This is a genomic window from Pseudomonas sp. SCA2728.1_7 (genome assembly GCF_018138145.1).
GTDB lineage: Bacteria > Pseudomonadota > Gammaproteobacteria > Pseudomonadales > Pseudomonadaceae > Aquipseudomonas > Aquipseudomonas koreensis_A.
Genome location: NZ_CP073104.1, coordinates 2,668,291 through 2,688,685 on the forward strand (window position 1 = coordinate 2,668,291; position 20,395 = coordinate 2,688,685).

At 58.7% G+C, this 20,395-nt stretch carries 24 protein-coding genes; 18 read left to right on the forward strand and 6 right to left on the reverse strand.

Annotated features, from left to right (window positions below; all coding sequences use genetic code 11):
- Positions 1 to 161: 161 nt before the first annotated feature.
- Complete coding sequence (locus tag KBP52_RS11885) at positions 162 to 482, reverse strand: DUF2288 domain-containing protein (protein ID WP_212622817.1); 321 nt, start codon at positions 480 to 482, stop codon at positions 162 to 164.
- Between the two features lie 352 nt (positions 483 to 834).
- Here KBP52_RS11885 and KBP52_RS11890 point away from each other — a divergent pair, with 352 nt between their 5' ends.
- The 9 genes from KBP52_RS11890 (at position 835) to KBP52_RS11930 (ending at position 8,575) form a co-directional block, all read left to right on the forward strand.
- Entirely contained in the window at positions 835 to 1,962 is a 1,128-nt protein-coding gene (locus KBP52_RS11890; protein ID WP_016986598.1) for a branched-chain amino acid ABC transporter substrate-binding protein, read from the forward strand.
- 231 nt (positions 1,963 to 2,193) lie between these two features.
- Positions 2,194 to 3,117, forward strand: a complete 924-nt coding sequence (livH, locus tag KBP52_RS11895; protein ID WP_016986597.1) for a high-affinity branched-chain amino acid ABC transporter permease LivH — start codon at positions 2,194 to 2,196, stop codon at positions 3,115 to 3,117.
- Positions 3,114 to 4,370 carry a high-affinity branched-chain amino acid ABC transporter permease LivM gene (locus KBP52_RS11900; protein WP_116028815.1) on the forward strand — a complete coding sequence of 419 codons (1,257 nt, stop codon included), beginning with the start codon at positions 3,114 to 3,116 and terminating at the stop codon, positions 4,368 to 4,370. Before livH ends, KBP52_RS11900 begins: the two co-directional genes overlap by 4 nt.
- The gene (livG, locus tag KBP52_RS11905) at positions 4,367 to 5,134 is read left to right on the forward strand and encodes a high-affinity branched-chain amino acid ABC transporter ATP-binding protein LivG (protein ID WP_007918535.1); all 768 of its coding nucleotides are present in this window, start codon (positions 4,367 to 4,369) and stop codon (positions 5,132 to 5,134) included. Before KBP52_RS11900 ends, livG begins: the two co-directional genes overlap by 4 nt.
- Positions 5,135 to 5,836, forward strand: a complete 702-nt coding sequence (locus KBP52_RS11910) for an ABC transporter ATP-binding protein (RefSeq protein WP_008082262.1) — start codon at positions 5,135 to 5,137, stop codon at positions 5,834 to 5,836.
- A 292-nt stretch (positions 5,837 to 6,128) separates the two neighbouring features.
- Positions 6,129 to 6,434 (forward strand): DUF2282 domain-containing protein, encoded by a 306-nt coding sequence (locus tag KBP52_RS11915; protein ID WP_077571418.1) that lies wholly within the window; start codon positions 6,129 to 6,131, stop codon positions 6,432 to 6,434.
- Positions 6,435 to 6,459: 25 nt separating this feature from the next.
- Positions 6,460 to 7,347, forward strand: coding sequence for a DUF692 domain-containing protein (locus KBP52_RS11920; RefSeq protein WP_116028814.1), 888 nt, complete (start codon positions 6,460 to 6,462; stop codon positions 7,345 to 7,347).
- Positions 7,344 to 8,102 carry a DNA-binding domain-containing protein gene (locus tag KBP52_RS11925; protein WP_212622818.1) on the forward strand — a complete coding sequence of 253 codons (759 nt, stop codon included), beginning with the start codon at positions 7,344 to 7,346 and terminating at the stop codon, positions 8,100 to 8,102. Before KBP52_RS11920 ends, KBP52_RS11925 begins: the two co-directional genes overlap by 4 nt.
- Positions 8,099 to 8,575, forward strand: a complete 477-nt coding sequence (locus KBP52_RS11930) for a DoxX family protein (RefSeq protein WP_212622819.1) — start codon at positions 8,099 to 8,101, stop codon at positions 8,573 to 8,575. Before KBP52_RS11925 ends, KBP52_RS11930 begins: the two co-directional genes overlap by 4 nt.
- Before the next feature lie 111 nt (positions 8,576 to 8,686).
- On the opposite strand, the gene KBP52_RS11935 is transcribed toward KBP52_RS11930, so the two are convergent.
- Positions 8,687 to 9,601 carry a LysR family transcriptional regulator gene (locus tag KBP52_RS11935; RefSeq protein ID WP_095049139.1) on the reverse strand — a complete coding sequence of 305 codons (915 nt, stop codon included), beginning with the start codon at positions 9,599 to 9,601 and terminating at the stop codon, positions 8,687 to 8,689.
- Between the two features lie 104 nt (positions 9,602 to 9,705).
- Between KBP52_RS11935 and KBP52_RS11940 the strand changes: the two genes are divergently transcribed.
- The 3 genes from KBP52_RS11940 to KBP52_RS11950 all read left to right on the forward strand — a co-directional run bounded on the left by KBP52_RS11940 (position 9,706) and on the right by KBP52_RS11950 (position 12,729).
- On the forward strand, positions 9,706 to 10,305 hold the full coding sequence (locus KBP52_RS11940) for a short chain dehydrogenase (protein ID WP_122600752.1): 600 nt from the start codon (positions 9,706 to 9,708) through the stop codon (positions 10,303 to 10,305).
- A gap of 59 nt (positions 10,306 to 10,364) precedes the next feature.
- The gene (locus tag KBP52_RS11945; RefSeq protein ID WP_212622820.1) at positions 10,365 to 11,018 is read left to right on the forward strand and encodes a hypothetical protein; all 654 of its coding nucleotides are present in this window, start codon (positions 10,365 to 10,367) and stop codon (positions 11,016 to 11,018) included.
- 97 nt (positions 11,019 to 11,115) lie between these two features.
- Positions 11,116 to 12,729 (forward strand): NAD(P)/FAD-dependent oxidoreductase, encoded by a 1,614-nt coding sequence (locus KBP52_RS11950; protein ID WP_122591545.1) that lies wholly within the window; start codon positions 11,116 to 11,118, stop codon positions 12,727 to 12,729.
- A gap of 123 nt (positions 12,730 to 12,852) precedes the next feature.
- Here KBP52_RS11950 and KBP52_RS11955 read toward each other — a convergent pair whose 3' ends face one another.
- On the reverse strand, positions 12,853 to 13,947 hold the full coding sequence (locus KBP52_RS11955; protein ID WP_212622821.1) for a PLP-dependent cysteine synthase family protein: 1,095 nt from the start codon (positions 13,945 to 13,947) through the stop codon (positions 12,853 to 12,855).
- A 250-nt stretch (positions 13,948 to 14,197) separates the two neighbouring features.
- Here KBP52_RS11955 and nhaA point away from each other — a divergent pair, with 250 nt between their 5' ends.
- The 5 genes from nhaA (at position 14,198) to KBP52_RS11980 (ending at position 17,613) form a co-directional block, all read left to right on the forward strand.
- Positions 14,198 to 15,385, forward strand: a complete 1,188-nt coding sequence (nhaA, locus tag KBP52_RS11960; protein WP_212622822.1) for a Na+/H+ antiporter NhaA — start codon at positions 14,198 to 14,200, stop codon at positions 15,383 to 15,385.
- A gap of 81 nt (positions 15,386 to 15,466) precedes the next feature.
- Complete coding sequence (locus tag KBP52_RS11965; protein ID WP_064119791.1) at positions 15,467 to 15,736, forward strand: hypothetical protein; 270 nt, start codon at positions 15,467 to 15,469, stop codon at positions 15,734 to 15,736.
- 208 nt (positions 15,737 to 15,944) lie between these two features.
- Complete coding sequence (locus KBP52_RS11970; RefSeq protein ID WP_212622823.1) at positions 15,945 to 17,132, forward strand: colicin E3/pyocin S6 family cytotoxin; 1,188 nt, start codon at positions 15,945 to 15,947, stop codon at positions 17,130 to 17,132.
- Positions 17,129 to 17,359 carry a hypothetical protein gene (locus tag KBP52_RS11975; RefSeq protein ID WP_212622824.1) on the forward strand — a complete coding sequence of 77 codons (231 nt, stop codon included), beginning with the start codon at positions 17,129 to 17,131 and terminating at the stop codon, positions 17,357 to 17,359. The genes KBP52_RS11970 and KBP52_RS11975 overlap by 4 nt, the downstream gene beginning before the upstream one ends.
- Entirely contained in the window at positions 17,356 to 17,613 is a 258-nt protein-coding gene (locus KBP52_RS11980) for a hypothetical protein (RefSeq protein ID WP_249122271.1), read from the forward strand. Before KBP52_RS11975 ends, KBP52_RS11980 begins: the two co-directional genes overlap by 4 nt.
- A 62-nt stretch (positions 17,614 to 17,675) precedes the next feature.
- On the opposite strand, the gene KBP52_RS11985 is transcribed toward KBP52_RS11980, so the two are convergent.
- Positions 17,676 to 18,140 carry a glycine zipper 2TM domain-containing protein gene (locus tag KBP52_RS11985; protein ID WP_016771369.1) on the reverse strand — a complete coding sequence of 155 codons (465 nt, stop codon included), beginning with the start codon at positions 18,138 to 18,140 and terminating at the stop codon, positions 17,676 to 17,678.
- A gap of 179 nt (positions 18,141 to 18,319) precedes the next feature.
- Between KBP52_RS11985 and KBP52_RS11990 the strand changes: the two genes are divergently transcribed.
- Entirely contained in the window at positions 18,320 to 18,556 is a 237-nt protein-coding gene (locus tag KBP52_RS11990; protein WP_077571408.1) for a hypothetical protein, read from the forward strand.
- A 5-nt stretch (positions 18,557 to 18,561) separates the two neighbouring features.
- On the opposite strand, the gene pdxH is transcribed toward KBP52_RS11990, so the two are convergent.
- Positions 18,562 to 19,209: a pyridoxamine 5'-phosphate oxidase gene (gene pdxH, locus KBP52_RS11995; RefSeq protein WP_212622825.1), complete on the reverse strand. Its 648-nt coding sequence runs from the start codon at positions 19,207 to 19,209 to the stop codon at positions 18,562 to 18,564.
- 24 nt (positions 19,210 to 19,233) lie between these two features.
- On the reverse strand, positions 19,234 to 20,334 hold the full coding sequence (locus tag KBP52_RS12000; protein ID WP_123594831.1) for an OmpA family protein: 1,101 nt from the start codon (positions 20,332 to 20,334) through the stop codon (positions 19,234 to 19,236).
- Positions 20,335 to 20,395 lie beyond the last annotated feature (61 nt).

Genomic DNA, 20,395 nt, shown 5'->3' on the forward strand with positions numbered 1-20,395 from the left:
CCAATATCCAGAAACAATTAAGCAGCCGTTAGGCTGCTTACTAAACTGTTCCCGTTACGTTTACGTCACCGTGAGGCCACCTTCGCTTGTGGCGTTTCTCTACGGCAACGTGCCATCACGCTACTCCGCTACACACTTTTCGCCGATGACCGGTCGCACCATCAAGGTGCGACGTCGGCGGCGACTGCCCTTTCCTGGATCAGAATCCACGGCGAAACCACTACCGCCCACAACGACGGATCGCGCTCGAAAAGATCCAGCGCCCGCGTTTCAGACAGCTTGGCGACCTTGTCTTCGGCCAGCCAGGCAGCCACTTTCTCGCCATCATCCGAGGCCACGGCCTCGGCAGCTGCGATCAAATCCAGGTCGGGGTCGACCCACAATAGGGCACCCTTGGCGAAGAACGGCTCCAACTCTTTCCAGGTAATAGATGCGGTTTCACCAAGCAGCTTGGCATAGAGGGTGCTAGGTTCTTGATTCATGGGAACTGTCCGGAAAAGAAATCGACGCGAATAATAACGTCGGTGGTCCGCCAGCAAAACCCGGTTGCAAAAGGCTGCACCGAACGAAAAGAGCAGGAACGCCAAGGAATGCTGCTGATTGGGATATATACCCACGAACGCCCCGCCGCAATTCTGTCTTTTTCATTCAAAAATGCGACACCCCCAAGTTTTGCCCCTCGGCGCCCGCTTCCCAGGCTGACAACCGGCGCTCTACACTGTACCGGTACAGTTGCCGGGGGCATTTCCGGAGGGTATCGCAAAGATATCTGACCCGGTTCTGCTGCTACGGCGCCAGAACTCAAAAAAATTACAACAGTAAGAGTGGAGCACTATGACTAAGGCTACTAAGCAGATTTCCAAACTGTTTGCCGCTATGGTTCTGGCCGGGGTTGCCAGCCATTCGTTCGCAGCTGACACCATCAAAATCGGTATTGCCGGTCCTAAAACCGGCCCAGTAGCCCAATACGGCGACATGCAGTTCAGTGGCGCAAAAATGGCCATCGAGCAAATCAACGCCAAGGGCGGCGTCGACGGCAAGAAACTCGAAGCCGTTGAATACGACGATGCCTGCGATCCAAAACAAGCGGTAGCGGTGGCGAACAAGGTCGTCAACGACGGCGTCAAGTTCGTGGTCGGTCACCTGTGCTCCAGCTCCACTCAACCGGCTTCGGACATCTACGAAGACGAAGGCGTGATCATGATCACCCCGGCTGCCACCAGCCCGGACATCACCGCCCGTGGTTACAAAATGATCTTCCGTACTATTGGTCTGGACAGCGCCCAGGGCCCTGCCGCCGGTAACTACATTGCCGATCACGTGAAACCGAAAATCGTCGGCGTGCTGCACGACAAACAGCAGTACGGTGAAGGCATCGCCACCGCGGTGAAATCGACTCTCGAGAAGAAAGGCACCAAGGTTGCCGTATTCGAAGGCGTGAACGCCGGCGACAAAGATTTCTCGGCGATCATCGCCAAACTCAAACAAGCCAACGTCGACTTCGTTTACTACGGCGGCTACCACCCGGAGCTGGGTCTGATCCTGCGTCAAGCCCAGGAAAAAGGCCTGAAAGCCAAGTTCATGGGTCCGGAAGGCGTGGGTAACGACTCGATCACCCAGATCGCCAAAGACGCAGCCGAAGGCCTGCTGGTGACCCTGCCGAAATCCTTCGACCAGGATCCAGCCAACATCGCCCTGGCCGATGCATTCAAGGCGAAGAAAGAAGATCCGAGCGGTCCGTTCGTGTTCCCGTCCTACTCGGCGGTTGAAGTGATTGCCGAAGGCATCAAGGCAGCCAAGTCCGAAGACGCGACCAAAGTGGCTGAAGCCATTCACGCCGGTACCTTCAAGACTCCGACTGGCGACCTGAGCTTCGACGCCAAGGGCGACCTCAAAGACTTCAAATTCGTGGTTTACGAGTGGCACAACGGCAAACCTAAAACTGAAGTATCGCCTCAGTAAGGCGCTGCCTGACTGACTGCCAACAAAGCCCACGGCGTGCCGTGGGCTTTGTTTTACGAATGTATTGGGCCGCGCTGGCGTGATCCGCCAGTCTCCCCACCTGAAAATCTCAAAACCGTCATCAGCGGTTCGCTGGCAAAACCCGGATTCGAAGTGGATAAAGATCCACGGGGCCGGGCGGGAAAATGACTCCACCAGTGAAATGCGTATCAGGTTTTTAGGAGCGCTGTAATGCCTGACATCTATCACTTCTTCCAACAGCTGGTTAACGGCCTGAACGTTGGCAGCATGTATGCCTTGATCGCCATCGGCTACACGATGGTCTACGGCATCATTGGAATGATCAACTTCGCCCACGGCGAGGTGTACATGATTGGCTCTTACGTGGCGTTCATCGCCATCGCCGGGTTGACCATGATGGGACTCGACAGTGTCCCGCTGTTGATGACCGCTGCGTTTATCGCCAGCATCGTCGTCACCAGTTCCTACGGTTACAGCATCGAACGGATCGCCTACCGCCCCCTGCGCGGCAGCAACCGTCTGATCCCGCTGATTTCCGCGATCGGTATGTCGATCTTCCTGCAGAACACGGTTCTGCTGGCGCAAGACTCCAAGGACAAAGCGATCCCCAACCTGATTCCGGGCAACCTTGCCTTCGGCCCAGGTGGCGCACAAGAAGTGCTGATTTCCTACATGCAAATCGTGGTGTTCGTGGTGACCCTGATCGCCATGCTCGGCCTGACGCTGTTCATCTCCCGCTCTCGCCTGGGTCGCGCCTGCCGCGCCTGCGCCGAAGACATCAAGATGGCCAACCTGCTCGGCATCAACACCAACAACATCATCGCCCTGACCTTCGTCATTGGTGCCGCGCTGGCAGCCGTTGCGGCTGTGCTGCTGAGCATGCAATACGGGGTGATCAACCCGAACGCCGGTTTCCTCGTCGGCCTCAAAGCCTTCACCGCTGCGGTACTTGGCGGCATCGGCAGCATCCCCGGCGCCATGCTCGGCGGGTTGGTGCTTGGGGTGGCGGAAGCCTTTGGTGCCGATATCTTCGGCGACCAGTACAAGGACGTCGTGGCTTTCGGCTTGTTGGTTCTGGTGCTGTTGTTCCGTCCGACCGGCATTCTGGGCCGTCCGGAGGTTGAGAAAGTATGACTAGGAATCTTAAACAGGCACTGTTCAGTGCGCTCTTGGTTTGGGCAGTTGCGTATCCTGTGCTCGGACTGAAACTGACCATCGTCGGCATCAACCTCGAAGTGCACAACACCAGCCCGGCCGTACTGGCGACCATCGCCATCTGTTCGGTGCTGATGTTCCTGCGCGTGCTGTTCAACCAGCAGATCAGCAAGGCCTGGCGTGCATCGCCGGGCCTGCCGCTGATTCCGGCCAAGGCCAGCAACTTCCTGACCCTGCCGACCACTCAGCGCTATTTCATCATTGCGCTGATTTTGGTCGCACTGGTGTGGCCGTTCTTCGGCTCCCGTGGCGCGGTGGATATCGCGACGCTGATCCTGATCTACGTGATGCTCGGCCTCGGCCTGAACATCGTCGTCGGTCTGGCTGGTCTGCTCGACCTCGGTTACGTCGGCTTCTACGCCGTTGGCGCCTACAGCTACGCGCTGCTGTCGCACTACTACGGCCTGAGCTTCTGGATCTGCCTGCCAATTGCCGGCCTGATGGCGGCGACGTTCGGCTTCCTGCTGGGCTTCCCGGTGCTGCGTTTGCGCGGTGACTATCTCGCGATCGTGACCCTCGGTTTCGGCGAGATCATCCGTCTGTTCCTGCGTAACCTGACCGACATCACTGGCGGTCCGAACGGCATCAGCAACATCGAGAAGCCGACGTTCTTCGGTCTGACCTTCGAACGTAAAGCGGCGGAAGGCATGCAAACCTTCCACGAGTATTTCGGCCTGCAATACAACTCGATCAACAAGGTGATTTTCCTCTACCTGGTTGCGCTGTTGCTGGCGCTGGCGGCACTGTTCGTCATCAACCGCCTGCTGCGCATGCCGATCGGCCGTGCCTGGGAAGCGCTGCGTGAAGACGAAATCGCCTGCCGTGCGCTGGGGCTGAATCCAACGATCATCAAGCTGTCCGCGTTCACTCTCGGCGCTGCATTCGCCGGTTTCGCCGGTAGCTTCTTCGCTGCGCGTCAGGGTCTGGTGACGCCAGAGTCGTTCACCTTCATCGAGTCGGCAATCATCCTCGCCATTGTGGTGCTGGGTGGCATGGGCTCGCAGTTGGGTGTGATTCTGGCGGCCGTGGTGATGATCCTGTTGCCGGAAATGATGCGTGAGTTCAGCGAGTACCGCATGTTGATGTTCGGTGCCCTGATGGTGTTGATGATGATCTGGCGTCCACAAGGTCTGCTGCCGATGCAACGCCCACACATGGAGTTGCGAAAATGAGCCGCGAGATCTTGAAAGTCGAGAACTTGAGCATGCGCTTCGGCGGCTTGCTCGCGGTCAACGGCGTGGCCCTGACCGTTAAAGAGAAACAAGTGGTTGCCTTGATCGGGCCGAACGGCGCGGGCAAGACCACCGTGTTCAACTGCCTGACCGGGTTCTATCAGCCAACGGGCGGCAGCATCCTGCTGGACGGTGAGCCGATCCAAGGCCTGCCGGGCCACAAGATCGCCCTCAAAGGCGTGGTGCGTACCTTCCAGAACGTGCGCCTGTTCAAGGACATGACGGCGGTCGAGAACCTGTTGATCGCCCAGCACCGTCACTTGAACACCAACTTCCTGTCCGGTCTGTTCAAGACCCCGGCGTTTCGCAAAAGCGAGCGCGAGGCCATGGAGTTTGCCGAGTACTGGCTGGAAAAGGTCAACCTGAAGGAGTTCGCCAACCGTACCGCCGGCACCTTGGCTTACGGTCAGCAACGACGTCTGGAAATCGCCCGCTGCATGATGACCCGTCCGCGGATCCTCATGCTCGACGAACCGGCTGCCGGTCTGAACCCGAAGGAAACCGAAGACCTCAAGGCGCTGATCAGCGTGCTGCGTGAAGAGCACAACGTCACCGTGCTGCTGATCGAACACGACATGAAACTGGTCATGAGCATTTCCGACCACATCGTCGTGATCAACCAGGGCACGCCTCTGGCCGACGGTACGCCGGAACAGATCCGCGACAATCCTGAAGTGATCAAAGCCTACCTAGGGGAAGCGTAAATGCTGCAGTTCGAAAACGTTTCCACCTTCTACGGCAAGATCCAGGCCCTGCACAGCGTCAACGTCGAAGTCCGTCAGGGCGAGATCGTAACCCTGATCGGCGCCAACGGTGCCGGCAAGTCGACGCTGCTGATGACGCTCTGCGGTTCGCCGCAAGCGCACAGCGGCAGCATCCGCTACATGGGTGAGGAACTGGTCGGCCAGGACTCGTCGCAGATCATGCGCAAAAGCATCGCGGTGGTGCCGGAAGGTCGTCGGGTGTTCGCCCGTCTGACCGTTGAAGAAAACCTCTCCATGGGCGGTTTTTTCACCGACAAGGGCGACTATCAGGAGCAAATGGACAAGGTTCTCGGCCTGTTCCCGCGCCTGAAAGAACGCTTCAACCAGCGCGGCGGCACCATGTCCGGCGGCGAACAGCAAATGCTCGCCATCGGCCGTGCGCTGATGAGCAAGCCGAAACTGCTGCTGCTCGACGAGCCGTCGCTGGGCCTGGCACCGATCATCATCCAGCAGATTTTCGACATCATCGAAATGCTGCGCAAGGACGGGGTGACCGTGTTCCTGGTCGAGCAGAACGCCAACCAGGCGCTGAAAATCGCTGACCGCGCCTACGTCCTGGAGAACGGCCGCGTGGTCATGCAAGGCACCGGTGAAGCGCTGCTGACCGACCCGAAAGTACGCGAGGCGTACCTCGGCGGTTGATGCATTTCACCCAACAGAAAAACGGCCTTCGGGCCGTTTTTTTGTGCCTGTACGATTTTCAGATTCTCCAAAAATCCCTTGTAGGAGTGAGCCTGCTCGCGATGGCGTAGTGTCATTCAACATCATCGGCGTCTGACACGACGCCATCGCGAGCAGGCTCACTCCTACAGGTATTTGCATTTTTTCAAAAAGATTTTGAGGGGGCTGTAACGTAACCCTACCGCGTTTCTCTAGTGGGGTAAGCAAGCGCAACCGCGCTTGTAAAAACCCTGACAAAGACTGGAGAAACATCATGACTGCTACCACCCGCACCCTGTCCGCCACCGCCCTGGTTCTGGCCCTCGGTTCTGCCCTGAGCATGGCCGCTGTATCGACTGTCAGTGCCGCTGACGCCAACATGGAAAAATGCTTCGGCGTGGCCATGAAAGGTCACAACGATTGCGCAGCAGGCGCAGGCACCACCTGTGCCGGCACGGCGAAAATGGACTATCAGGCCAACGCCTGGAAACTCGTTCCGAAGGGCACCTGCGCCACCACTGAGAGCAAGACTTCGCCGACCGGTTTCGGCCAGATGGAAGCGTTCAAAGCCAAGTCCTGATCGACGATCTGCCTGAGTGACGATCATGTTTATAGCCAACCACCCTGCCCACCCCGCCACTCAGGCAGCCCTGCGCGAGCTCCCGCCCCGTGCCGGGCTGGGGCTCAAGACCGGGCACTTTCGTGAAGTGCTCGGCTCACAACCGGACATCGGCTTCTTCGAAGTCCACGCCGAAAACTACATGGTCGACGGCGGTCCGTTTCATCATTTTCTCGGTTTGATCCGCGAGCAGTATCCGCTGTCGCTGCACGGTGTCGGCTTGTCCATCGGCGCTGAAGGCCCGTTGGATAAACAGCACCTCAAGCGCCTCGCCGAACTGATCCGACGCTATCAACCGCAATCCTTTTCCGAACATTTGGCCTGGTCGAGCCATGGCCCGGTGTTTCTCAATGACCTGTTGCCGCTGGCCTATGACACGCCGACATTGAACCGCGTCTGCGAGCATATCGATCAGGTACAAAACACGCTCAAACGGCCCATGTTGCTGGAGAATCCGGCGACCTATCTGGGGTTTCAGCGTTCGACCATCGATGAGCCTGACTTCATCGCCGAGGTCATCCGCCGCAGCGGCTGTGGACTGTTGCTGGACGTCAACAATGTCTACGTTTCCTGCGTGAACCATCAGCGTGATCCGCTGGCGTATCTCGATGCGCTGCCATTACACGCGGTGGGCGAAATTCATCTGGCCGGGTTTGCCGAGGATTGCGACAACCTCGGCGACCGTTTGCTGATCGATGATCACGGCGCGCCGATCGATCAAGCCGTCTGGCGTTTGTACCGGCAAGTGCTGCAACGCATCGGCCCGGTGGCGACGCTGATCGAGCGCGACAATCAAGTGCCGGCGTTCGAGGTGCTATTGGCGGAGGCGCAACAGGCTGATGCGCTTTTGCGGGATGCCGGAGGGCGCACATGAGCACTCAACGCGCTTTCGCTGCGGCGCTCATCGATACGCGGCTGCCCTGCCCCGAAGGTCTGTGCAGCGCCAACGGCGCTGATCCGGCGAGCCGTTTCGCGGTGTATCGCAACAACGTGCTGGGCTCGCTGATCAATGCGTTGGGCGATAGTTATCCGGTGGTTGCGCAATTGGTCGGCGATGAATTCTTCCGCGCCATGGCGACCGTTTTCGTACAACAGCAGCCTCCACAGAGTCCGTTGATGTGCCGCTACGGAGAAGCATTTGCGGATTTCATTGCAGCGTTTGAACCGGCCGGCGACGTGCCTTATCTGGCGGACGTGGCGCGCCTTGAGCACTTGCGCACCCTCGCCTACCACGCGGCTGACGCCCAGCCCGTGCGCGCAGAACAGATCACGGCAGCACTGGCTGATGTGCAAACGCTGAGTGAACTGCGCTTCGAATTTCATCCCTCGCTGCATTTGCTCGACTCAGCCTATGCCGTGGTCGCGATCTGGGGCGCACATCAGCATGACTCGACGCTGGCGGGCGTCGACACCCACCAAAGGCAACACGGGCTGGTGTTGCGCAATGGCCTGGATGTCGAAGTGTTTGCCCTCGACCCCGGCGCCAGCACGTTTATCCGCAACCTGATCGATGGCCAACCACTTCTGGCAGCAGCTGAAAACAGCCCTGAGTTCGACCTCGCGCAAACCCTCGGCTTGCTGATCGCGCGTAACGCCATCATCCAATTGAACAACAAGGAACTGCCATGAAAACGTTCATCAACCGTGCCATCACGCTGCTGGAAAAAATCCCCCACAGCCTGATCGCTTTCATTGCACGTTTCTCGATTGCCGCCGTGTTCTGGAAATCAGGACAGACCAAGGTTGAAGGTTTGGCCATTGATTTGATTGACGGCACTTTTCAACTCGGCTGGCCACGCTTGGCTGACTCGACCATTCCGTTGTTCAAGAGCGAATACCACGTGCCGCTGCTGTCGCCAGAGATTGCCGCGCACATGGCGGCTTTTGCCGAACACTTTTTTCCGCTGCTGATTCTGATCGGCTTCGCTACGCGATTTTCGGCATTGGCGTTGTTGGGCATGACCCTGACCATTCAGCTTTTTGTCTACCCGGATGCTTATCCAACCCACGGCACCTGGGCGGCAGTGCTGCTGTACCTGATGGCGACCGGGCCGGGGAAGTTGTCGATTGATCATCTGATCGCCCGCCGTTTCGCAAAATAAACAAAATCCTTGTGGGAGCGAGCCTGCTCGCGAATGCGTTGGTTCAGTCAACACATGAAGTGTCTGTGAAACCGCTTTCGCGAGCAGGCTCGCTCCCACAGGAGAATGAAGTCAACGCTGAAGTCGATCCAGCGCTTCACCGCTGCGCCTGAACCAGCCGATCAGATAGTCCGCGAGTACTTGCGTGCGCTTCGGCAATCCACCCTGATACGGATGCACGAGGTACATCGGCATGCGTCGGGTCTGAAAGTCACGCAGGAGCCAGCGCAATCTGCCGTCAGCCAATTCCGCCTGCAGGAGGTAGGAAGGCAATCGCGCGATACCGGCGCCGCTAAGCGCGGCTTTCTTCAGCAAGTTGTAATGGTTACTGGCGAACGGTCCTGACACGCGAACCCGGAGCAATTCATGCTGCTGGTGATACAGCCATTCCTCGCGTCCGCTGTAGTGGCTGTTGAGCAAACAGCGGTGCTCGGCCAATGCCTGTGGCGTCAGCGGTTCACCGAAGCGTTCGAGGTAAGCCGGGCTCGCGCAAGTCATTTCCTGCCAGGCCAGCAACGGTTTGGCCACCAGCCGTTCGTCATTGGCCACCTCGCTGCGGATCGCCAGATCAAAGCCGTCCCGTGACAGATCGCGGTAACTGTTATTCAACTCCAGTTCGATCTGCACCTCGGGGTATTTGTGCGAGAACTCCAACAGCAGACCATCGAAGAAGGTTTCCCCCAGCGACACCGGCACCGTCATTCGCACCGGTCCGGCCATATCGTCTTTTAGCCGCGCCAAGGCCTGGCGCGCTTTTTCGACCTGGACGACCAACGCTTGCGCCTGCGGCAACAAGGCTGCGCCGGCGGCGGTCAGGCTCAAGCGCCGGGTGGTGCGTTGCAGCAACACCACGGAAAACTGCGCTTCGAGCTGGCTGATGCGCTTGGACAACTGGCCCTTGCTGCAGCCCAATTGCTGCGCTGCCAAGGTGAAACTGCCCGCTTCAATCAACACGGCAAACGCCGCCAGATCATCCATTTCGCTCATGGATTGTTTCCAATTGAAAACCAAAGGTTGCCCATTAGCGCGCTTATCCGCAGAAAAAACCACTCTAGACTGAAACCTCGTTCACTCACTTGAGGTACAGCTCGATGAAAATTCTGTTGATAGGCGCTGGAGGCACCATTGGTTCGGCGGTCGACAAAGAACTCTCGCAACGCCACGAAGTCATTCGTATCGGCCGCAGCAGCGGTGATTTGCAAGTGGATATCAGCGACAGCGCGTCGATCCGCAAACTGTTCGAAAAAACCGGCAAGTTCGATGCACTGGTGTGCGCCGCCGGCAACGTGACCTTCGCACCGCTGGGCGAGATGACGGAAGACAGCTTCGCTCTCGGCCTCAAAGACAAACTGATGGGCCAGGTCAATCTGCTGCTGATCGGTCGCGAATTCGCCAATGACGGCGCCTCGTTCACCTTCACCACCGGCGTACTCAGCCACGACCCGATTCGTAGCGGCGCCTCGGCAGCGCTGGTCAACGGCGCCCTCGACAGCTTCGTCCGCGCCGCTGCCATCGAACTGCCACGCGGCCTGCGAGTGAACTCGATCAGCCCGACCGTACTGCTCGAAGCCATGGGCAGCTACGCCCCGTATTTCCGTGGTTACAAGCCGGTTCCTGCGGCGGATGTGGCATTGGCCTACGCGAAAAGTGTCGAAGGCTTGCAGACAGGTCAGACATTTCACGTGGGCTAAACCCTTGTGATGAACGGTCAGGCTGCGTAACGTGGCGGCACTTGTCTGGAGAGCCGAAGATGCGTGTTGCCCGTTCGTTAGTCGTTGTTGCCCTGCTGCCGTTGTTTGCCGCTTGCCAGTTGTTCGATGGCCAGCGAGAAAGTGCCTCGCACGTCGGGCAGACGCGGATGCAGGGGCAACTGACCGCCGCTGACGGCAAACTGGTGTTTCAGCCGTGTCAGGAGCAGCGCCAGCTCATCGTCAATGACATCGGTGGCACCAGCATTCTGCAAGAAGCCGCGACCCTCGCCGACGAGCAAGGCAAACTGTTTGCCGATGTGCGCGGCAAAGTCGCCGGTGATCGACTCGACCTGACGCAGCTGTATCGCGTCGAACGCTCCGGCACTGCCTGCGATGACCCCAACTTCAAGCTACTGATCCTGCGCGCCACTGGCCATGGCCCGGAATGGAACGTCAAAGTCAGCGGCAAAGGCATGGTCATCGACCGTGAAGGCCAGCCGCCGCTTGCCGTGCCCTATGTTGAAGAACAACTGGGCGATGGCCGCTTCAATCTCAGCAGCGAAGCCAACAACCAGCGCATCGAATTGTGGGTCGCGCCGCAGCGTTGCGTCGACAGCAACACCGGCAGCGTGCAGCACATGAGCGCCGAGTTGCGCATCGACGGCCAGGTGCAGCGTGGTTGCGGGTATTTCGGCGGATCGCGCAACGACTGAGCGTTTTAGCCTCACCGGATCCGGCCTTTGCGGCTTATAATCGCGGCCTTCAAACGCCCTGGCGCAGTTGTGCGCCCCGCGAACCCGGATCCTCGCCATGTTACGAATCACTGAACTCAAGCTGCCAATCGACCATCCCGAAGAAGACCTGCGCCCTGCCATCGTGCAGCGCCTGGGCATCGCCAGCGATGATCTGCTCGATTTCACCTTGTTCAAGCGCAGCTACGATGCGCGCAAAAAGTCCTCCGAACTGTGCTTCATCTACACCATCGACCTCGAAGTGCGCGACGAGGCCAAGGTATTGGGCAAGTTCGCCGACGACCGTAACGTCAACGTGGCGCCGGATGTCAGCTACAAATTCGTAGGTGAAGCGCCAAGCGACCTGAGCCAGCGTCCGATCGTTGTCGGTTTCGGCCCGTGCGGGATCTTCGCCGGTCTGTTGCTGGCGCAAATGGGCTTCAAGCCGATCGTCCTCGAGCGCGGCACCGAAGTCCGCCAGCGCACCAAGGACACTTGGGGCCTGTGGCGTAAAAGCGTGCTCAACCCCGAGTCCAACGTGCAGTTCGGCGAAGGCGGCGCGGGCACGTTCTCCGACGGCAAGCTGTACAGCCAGATCAAGGACCCGAAGTTCCTCGGCCGCAAAGTCCTCCACGAATTCGTCAAGGCTGGCGCACCGGAAGAAATTCTCTACGTCAGCAAGCCGCACATCGGTACGTTCCGTCTGACCGGTATGGTTGAAAACATGCGCGAGCAGATCCGTGAACTGGGCGGCGAAGTGCGCTTCCAGGAACGCGTCACCGACGTGCTGATCGAAGACGGTCAACTGGTCGGCGTCGAACTGGCCAGCGGTGAAACCCTGCATTCGAAACACGTGGTTCTGGCCCTCGGCCACAGCGCCCGTGACACCTTCCGCATGCTCCACAGCCGTGGCGTGTTCATGGAAGCCAAGCCGTTCTCGGTGGGTTTCCGCATCGAACACCCGCAATCGCTGATCGACCGCGCGCGATTGGGCAAATACGCCGGCCACCCGAAACTCGGGGCTGCCGACTACAAACTGGTGCACCACGCCAAGAACGGCCGCTCGGTCTACAGCTTCTGCATGTGCCCGGGCGGCACCGTGGTCGCGGCGACTTCCGAGCCGAACCGCGTGGTCACCAACGGCATGAGCCAGTACTCGCGTAACGAGCGCAACGCCAACTCCGGCATCGTTGTCGGCATCACCCCGGAAGTCGATTATCCGGGCGGCCCGCTGGCAGGCATCGAGTTGCAGGAACGTCTGGAATCCCATGCGTTTATCCTCGGTGGCAGCGATTACAAGGCGCCGGCGCAACTGGTTGGCGACTTCATCAACGACATTCCATCGACCGAGTTGGGTGAAGTCGAGCCGTCGTACAAACCGGGCGTGGCGCTGGGTGATCTGGCCTTGGCGCTGCCGGACTTTGCCATTGAGGCGATCCGTGAAGCCTTGCCGGCGTTCGAGAAGCAGATTCGCGGTTACTCGCTGCACGATGCAGTGTTGACCGGGATCGAGACGCGCACTTCGTCGCCGTTGCGCATTACCCGTAACGAAACCCTGCAGAGCATGAACGTGAAGGGCTTGTTCCCGGCCGGTGAAGGCGCGGGTTATGCGGGCGGGATTCTGTCGGCGGGTGTTGACGGGATTCGGATTGCCGAGGCCGTGGCGCGCGACATCCTCGGCCTGACTGACTGACTGACTGACACAAAACCCTGTAGGAGTGAGCCTGCTCGCGATAGCGGTAGTCCATTCAACATCAATGTTGAATGTTATTCCGCCATCGCGAGCAGGCTCACTCCTACAGTTGATTTCGGTGTATCAGATATTGGCGCGCAGGACTGAGTCAGGCAGCGCCTCACCCCGCTCGGCACTCGCCGCCACCGCCTCGATCAACCCCGTCAATTCATACCCCTGCGCCTTCAGCCAATCCTGATCGTAATAGGTGTCGGCATACCGCTCGCCGCCATCGCACAGAATCGCTACGATCGACCCCGACTCCCCCGCTGCTTTCATCTGCTGCGCAGCCATCAAGGCCCCAATCAGATTGGTCCCGCTCGACCCACCCACATGGCGCCCCAGACGCTGCGCCAGATAATGCATGGCCGCCAGCGACAAGGCGTCAGGCACTTTGACCATCGCATCGATCACCTTGGGCAGGAACGACGCTTCGACGCGCGGCCGGCCAATACCTTCAATGCGCGAACCGCAATCCAGACGCAAACTCGCATCGCCGGTCTGGTAGTAATCAAAGAACACCGAACGCTCGGCATCGGCGCACAGCACGCGGGTGCAATGCTGGCGGTAGCGCACGTAACGACCGAGCGTTGCGGTGGTGCCGCCGGTGCCGGGGCTGGAAATCAGCCAGCTCGGTTCCGGATGTTTTTCGTAACGCATCTGCTGGAAAATCGATTCGGCGATGTTGTTGTTCGCGCGCCAGTCGGTGGCGCGTTCGGCGTAGGTGAACTGGTCGATGAAGTGGCCGCCATGCTCGCGGGCCAGACGCTCGGATTCGGCGCAGATCTGCGTGGGATCTTTCACCAGATGACTTTGGCCACCGTAGAACGCGATCTGCGCGATCTTCTCTTTGGACGTGGTCGCCGGCATCACCGCAATAAACGGCAGGCCCAGCATCCGTGCGAAATACGCTTCGGAAATCGCCGTCGAACCGCTGGACGCCTCGATCACCGGCGCGCCGGGTTTCAGCCAGCCATTACACAACGCGTAGAGAAACAGCGAACGAGCCAGACGATGCTTGAGACTGCCGGTCGGATGACTGGACTCATCCTTGAAATACAACTCGATGCCCGCAAAACCCGGCAGCGGCAAAGGGATCAGGTGGGTGTCGGCGCTGCGCTGAAAATCCGCCTCGATGATGCGGATGGCTTCGCGGGCCCACTGTCGGTTGTCGCTCATGGTGATGGTTCTCGTTGAATCGGCAGGAGATGAAGCTGTTCGAAAGGCTCACCCATCAGCTTAGGAAAAATCCTATAGCGCGCACAGATACAGCTGAGTCTCAATATGTCAGACAACTGCTAGGCTCAGCGTGGCTTGAGCCAGACACCTTGTAACGCCATATAACAAAAAAGAATATAACTTTTGTTTTAACAACTAACAGTACGGGTTAGGGTGTTCCACCTTTTGACTTTATCGATGGAGAGCGACCTTGCCTCTGCGTAGCACTTTCACGCGTTTCTTTCAGTTGGAAGCTGCCAGCGGTCTGTTATTGATCGCCGCCGCTGTCCTCGCCCTGATTATCAACAACTCGCCACTGTCGTGGCTGTACACCGGCCTGCTCGACACTCCGGTGGTGGCGCAGATCGGTGCGTTGAAAATCGCTAAACCCCTGCTGCTGTGGATCAACGACGGTCTGATGGCGATGTTCTTCCTGCTCATCGGCCTGGAAGTGAAGCGCGAAGTCCTTGATGGCCAGCTGTCCAAACCGTCGCAGATCGTCCTGCCCGGCGCCGCAGCGATCGGCGGCATGCTGGTGCCGGCGCTGATCTACTGGTTCCTCAATCGCGATAACCCTGCAGCCCTCGACGGCTGGGCAATCCCGACCGCCACCGACATCGCCTTCGCCCTCGGCGTACTGGCGCTGCTCGGCAAGCGTGTGCCGGTATCGCTGAAACTGTTCCTGATGACCCTGGCGATCATCGATGACCTCGGCGCCATCGTGATCATCGCAATCTTCTACTCGGGCGAACTCTCGACCCTGTCGCTGGGTCTGGCGGCAGCGTGCATCGCGGCGCTGGTGGCGATGAACCGGCTCGGGGTGGTCAAACTTGGGCCGTACATGATCATCGGTTTGATTCTCTGGGTCTGCGTCCTCAAGAGCGGTGTCCACGCCACGCTGGCGGGCGTAACCCTGGCCTTCTGCATTCCATTGCGCACGAAAAATGCCGAGCCGTCGCCGTTGCTGACCCTCGAACATGCGCTGCACCCGTGGGTGGCCTACGGCATCCTGCCGCTGTTCGCCTTCGCCAACGCCGGCCTGTCGCTGACCGGCGTCACCGTCGAAAGCTTCACCCATCATGTGCCGATGGGCATCGCGGTCGGCCTGCTGCTGGGCAAGACCGTCGGCGTGTTCGGCCTGACCTGGCTCGCGGTGAAAACCGGCATCGCCGCCCTGCCCCAAGGCGCCAACTGGGGTCAGGTGCTGGGCGTGGCGATCTTGTGCGGGATCGGCTTCACCATGAGCCTGTTTGTCGGTTCACTGGCGTTTGAGCCTGGTGTGAGTGATTACGCTGGCATGGACCGGATGGGCATTTTGACCGGGTCGATTCTGGCGGCGTTGATTGGTTATGCGGTGACGGCGGCGGCGAGTCGCCGGAGCACTCTGCAAAACGTCTGAAACGCTTCCTAGAAAATCAAAGCCCTTCTCTATAGATGGGCTTGGCTCTGAACCTTCTCAGCACCGTTTCCGGAGTCACCTATGTCACGTAAAGCAGAAAAACACCCAATGACGGACGATCAGATTTCCGTTCAGGAATCGCGGATTCCTGAGATCGCTCGGAAGGCATTCAGCAACGCTTATAAGATTGCGCTCGCCAATGGCGCTGCAGTCCTCGTGGCTAAAGGTGGTCACCTGTTTGAAGTGACAGCCGAGAGCTCTGTTGCTATGCGCGCACTCGGTGACTACGGAAACCTGAAACGCGGAACTCGCCTGCACATCAACAAATCCTTAAAACAGGTTACTTGTTGAGCACACCGAGAATATGGATAGTCGCAGGCCGAACGACTCAGGAAAAAGACTTCAATCAAAAAATCCCCCCACGTTTGCTTGGAATTGATACACAGCGACTAATCCCCACGTCGTTAGAGACGCGTCCTACAGCCACCATTTTCCTGCTTCGTTAACGTTGCGCAGCCCTTTGCGAGGGTCTGTCGATGGATGAACGAAAGGACGATCAGTGGCTGGCAACAAGGACATTCCTAGGGTTCAAAACCCACCGCAAGGCGACGGGCATCACGTCACCTACCGCTACATGACGGCCACTGAACTGGCCGAGCGCGACGCCAGACAAAATGCTTACGACGCCATGCTGGCGCGGCAGGAGGCGTTCGAGCGCAGTCGTGAGGTGGCGGTCAAAAAAGCCGATCCCGTACGTGCTGGCTGCGTATTCGCCAAGTCCTGCAAATTGCCGGATGCGATTATCGACTACTCCAGCCCTTCGGGGATGGTGCCGACCGACAGCCTGAAGGATTACGGCGATCTGATTCTGCTGGGCGCGCGTGAGGCCGATGAAAGCGGCGCAGTTCCGCTCAAGAAAATCGGCGCAACCGCTATTCCAGCTGGATTTGGCAGCCTGGCTCTGGCGGGATCGGTGTTTGAAGCACTGCCCGCTGCTATATCTAGTGCGGCTGTTGCGCCTTTAGTTGGTTTGGTTGCGTTGTTCATGCCATCGAATCTTGGCGACAGTGCGCTGTATACCGACGAGCAGTTGCGTGGACTTGAACAGGCGCGAACCCGTGTTCGGCTGAGGGTCGAACAGCAGGCCGACGGCAGCCTGAAGGGCTACGGCTTCTACACCGGCAAGAATCGCGATTGGGAAATGGTTGATGTCGTGCAGTTCAAGTTGCGTGACAGCCGGCTCATTGCTGACTTAGGCGAAGGCGTAGAACTGATCTGGACGCCGGCTGTGGATGGCTCCGACATCCTTGGCATCCCCGCGCTGGAGGCTGCACCGCAAGCGCCGCATATCTGGGTGTATCCGCCGACGAAAGCGGCGGACGGGATTCTGGTTAATCCGGTTTATCCGCCGGAGTACAGGGATTTTATTCTGGTTTTTCCACCTGGCTCGTTGGTTCGGCCGGTATATATAGTCTTAAACGTTCCTAAAGATTTCAAATACCACCCCGCCCCTGTTTCGCTGCCGGCCTTTCCAGACGTGAAACCGGCACCACTGAAAACCTCCGTTCGCGGTGGAGGAAAAAAGCGAAGACGTTGGAAAGATGCATCGGGGAAAATTTACGAATGGGACTCTCAGCATGGCAAGGTTGAGATGTACACCAAGCAAGGAAAACATCTTGGAGAATACGACCCGAAAACAGGGGAACAAACAAAGCCTGCCGATTCAACAAGGAGAGTAGAAAAATGAAGCATGTAATAGAGGTATTCGATCGAAAGACTGAGGATTTGCTCCTGACCGTAGAGATCGCGGCGCATCACGAGGAAGCATTGAGGGCGCTGATGAACTGGCAACAACCTGAAGATGAGTTCGATGGCTCGGATTTAGACGAAGAGCAGATCAAAGTTTTGGAGGACTGGACTGGAGAAAAGCTCTTGGACGCAACTCATATAGTTCAGTTGGTGTGCATCGAATGACTTATGGCAACTTCAAGCTGAATCACACCGTCGAGGCATTTAATAAACGCACAGCTCGGTTAGTTTTCGAGATCCCCGTTCCCGATGGAAACATTGAGCGGCTCAGAGTAATCATGCATTGGGTCAATCCCGAAGACGAAATCTTTGGCTATGACCTCGACCAAGAGCAGATAAAGCAATTTGAAGCTTTAATCGGTCGAGCTTTCTACGACTCTAAATACAATTTTCAAATGGGTTGTCATGGAAGCGAGTAAATATCCTAAAAAAAAACCCCGACCAGTCACCTGATCGGGGTTTTCTTTACCCTGAATTCCGCTTAGTGCGAAACGCGGCTGGTCCCGCCAACGGTGGAGATGCGCACGCGCTCGCCAACGCGGAACACTTCGTTCTCCTGAACCTGCTGCACATAGGCACGCATGCTGCCATCGTCTTCACGCACGGTGATTTCCACACCTTGAGTACGGGTCAGACCTTCTTCGGTCGCCGAGCCGAGCAGACCACCCGCCACCGCACCGATGACTGCAGCAACGATGCTGCCCTTGCCGCCGCCAATGGCGCTACCGCCGACGCCGCCGACCACTGCGCCTGCAGCGCCGCCGATCGGGGTTTTGGTGCCTTCGATTTTCACCGGACGCAGGGATTCGATGGTGCCCATGCGAATCGTCTGCACGCGACGCGCTTCGTCACGGGAGTAGGAGTCACCGGTCAGGCTCGATTGGCAGCCGGTGAGCAACATCGCCATCGTGGAAAAGGAAGCAACCAGCAGAACAGACTTACGCATAGCATCAACTCCAAAGAAACATATAGTCATTAAACTCCGTGGCTTGACGCCTGTCACGACACCGCCCGGATAAATTGGCTTTCATTCAGGCGCAGTACAGACACCTGCACGCTCCCCCTGATGTAGGCCTACAGTAGCGCCAAATTACCGATTCTGCGCCACGGACACCAAGGATTTTCATGGATTACTTCATCATCGTCGTCACCACTGTCGCCGGTTTGTACTTCCACGGATGGTTGTACGTGCGGATCAAACGCTGGATGGATCGCGACCTGGCGCTGTCATTGGCCGGCAAGCATGAAGGCAAACGTGCCTTCATGCTGGAACAGCTGGCTCGCGCTCAGGCGCTGAAGATCAAGCGCCGGGATCTGCCGAAGTGGCTGGAGGCCGCTGCGGCAGGCTATCCCGCTCGGTAGACTGCTCAGGGTGCCAGACGTTCAAGAATCCAGTCGGCGCCCTGCACACGGTAGTTGAGGCGATCGTGCAGACGGCTCGGACGGCCCTGCCAGAATTCGATGCGCTCCGGTAGCAAGCGGTAACCGCCCCAGTGTTGCGGGCAGTCGGGCTGAGTATCGGAGAAACGCTGCTCGGTGGCCTTGAGCAAATCTTCCAGTTCAGCGCGCCCGTTGATCACCCGGCTCTGCGGTGATGCCCAGGCGCCGAGGCGGCTGCCCAGTGGCCGCACCTGATAATACGCATCCGACTCCGCGGGCGTGACCTTCACCACCCGCCCTTCGATGCGCACCTGGCGCTCCAGGGTTGGCCAGAAGAAAGTCATGGCGGCGAACGGGTTGGCCACCAGATGCTGACCCTTGGCGCTGTCGTAGTTGGTGAAGAAGGTGAAACCCTGCTCGTCCAGGCCCTTGAGCAGCAGAATGCGACAGTGCGGTCGCCCATCCTTGTCGACCGTGGCCAGGGTCATGGCGTTGGCTTCCACCGGCGCCTGTTCGGTTTTCACCGCGTCGGCGAACCACTGGTGGAACAACACAAACGGCTCGGCCGGGGCTTGCGCCTCGGTCAGGCCATCCCGGGTGTAATCACGACGCATATCTGCCAGAGCCTGGGTCATGGCGCATTCCTTTTCGTTAGCGGATCACTTCTTGTCGGCATCGGTCGCGGCGACTTTCTTGTCGGTCGCGGCGGCTTTGGCGGGAGCAGTCTTTTTCGCTGGGGCCTTGGCCGGGGCTTTTTTGGCCGGTGCCTTGGCAGCCGCTTTTTTCACCGGAGCCTTTTTGGTTGCCGGAACAGCGGCTTTTTTCGCGGCAGGGGCCGGGGTGACCGGCTTGGCGGCAGGCTTGACGTCTTGCGCGGCGACCATGGTCACTGGCTTCGGCGCCGGCATGTTGTACTTGCTCAGCAGGGCAACCATGGTGTTTTGCGGCGTCACCAGCAGTTCGACACGACGGTTCAGGGCACGACCTTCAACACTGTCGTTGGCCGCACGCGGCGCTTCGGAACCCATGCCACGCAGCATCAGGCGATCACGCTGCAAGCCACTGAGACGGAAGATTGCGGCGATGGCCTGGGCACGCTCCTGGCTCAGTTTGATATTGGCAGGCGCGGCACCACTGGAATCGCTATGGCCAAGGACCAGCACGGCAGTTTTCGGGTCGGCTTCAAGGATTTTCGCCACACGGGTGAACGGGCCGAGGGTGACCGGCAGCAGCATGGCTGGACGATCCGGGTTGAACGAGCCTTCGACCGGTGCAGTCACGACCAGCACGTTTTCACGGCGTTCGAGTTGCAGATTGCTGTCCTTGACCGCTTCACGCAGACGCGGCTCGTAGTCGTCGAGCCAGGCCTGGGTGACTTTCGGATCCGGCATCGGCACGGCTTTGGTGGTGGGTTGATCCTTGCCGCCGAACGGCCACCACCATTTGCTGCCGGTGTCGGCATCAGCCTTGGCCACGGCGACCGGTTTCTTGGCTTCAGGCGCTACTTCTGCCTTCATGTCAGCCTTGGCGGCTTCATCATCGGAACCGAACGGCCAGTACCAAGGGTTGCTGCTTTCGGTTTTGGCAACCGGTGCAGTCGCCGCTGGCTTCAAAGGCGCCGGAGCCGGCTCCTTGGCCGCCACTTTGTCGGAAGAGCCGAACGGCCACCAACTGCCGCCGTCCGCATCGTTTTTTGGGGTCTGTGCACAACCGGTGATCGCTACACACAGGGCCAGGGCGAGGGTCTTTTTAGATGACATTGAAAATCCACAAAATGAAGTAATGAAAAATCAGAGCACTTTCGCCCGGATAAACAGCCGT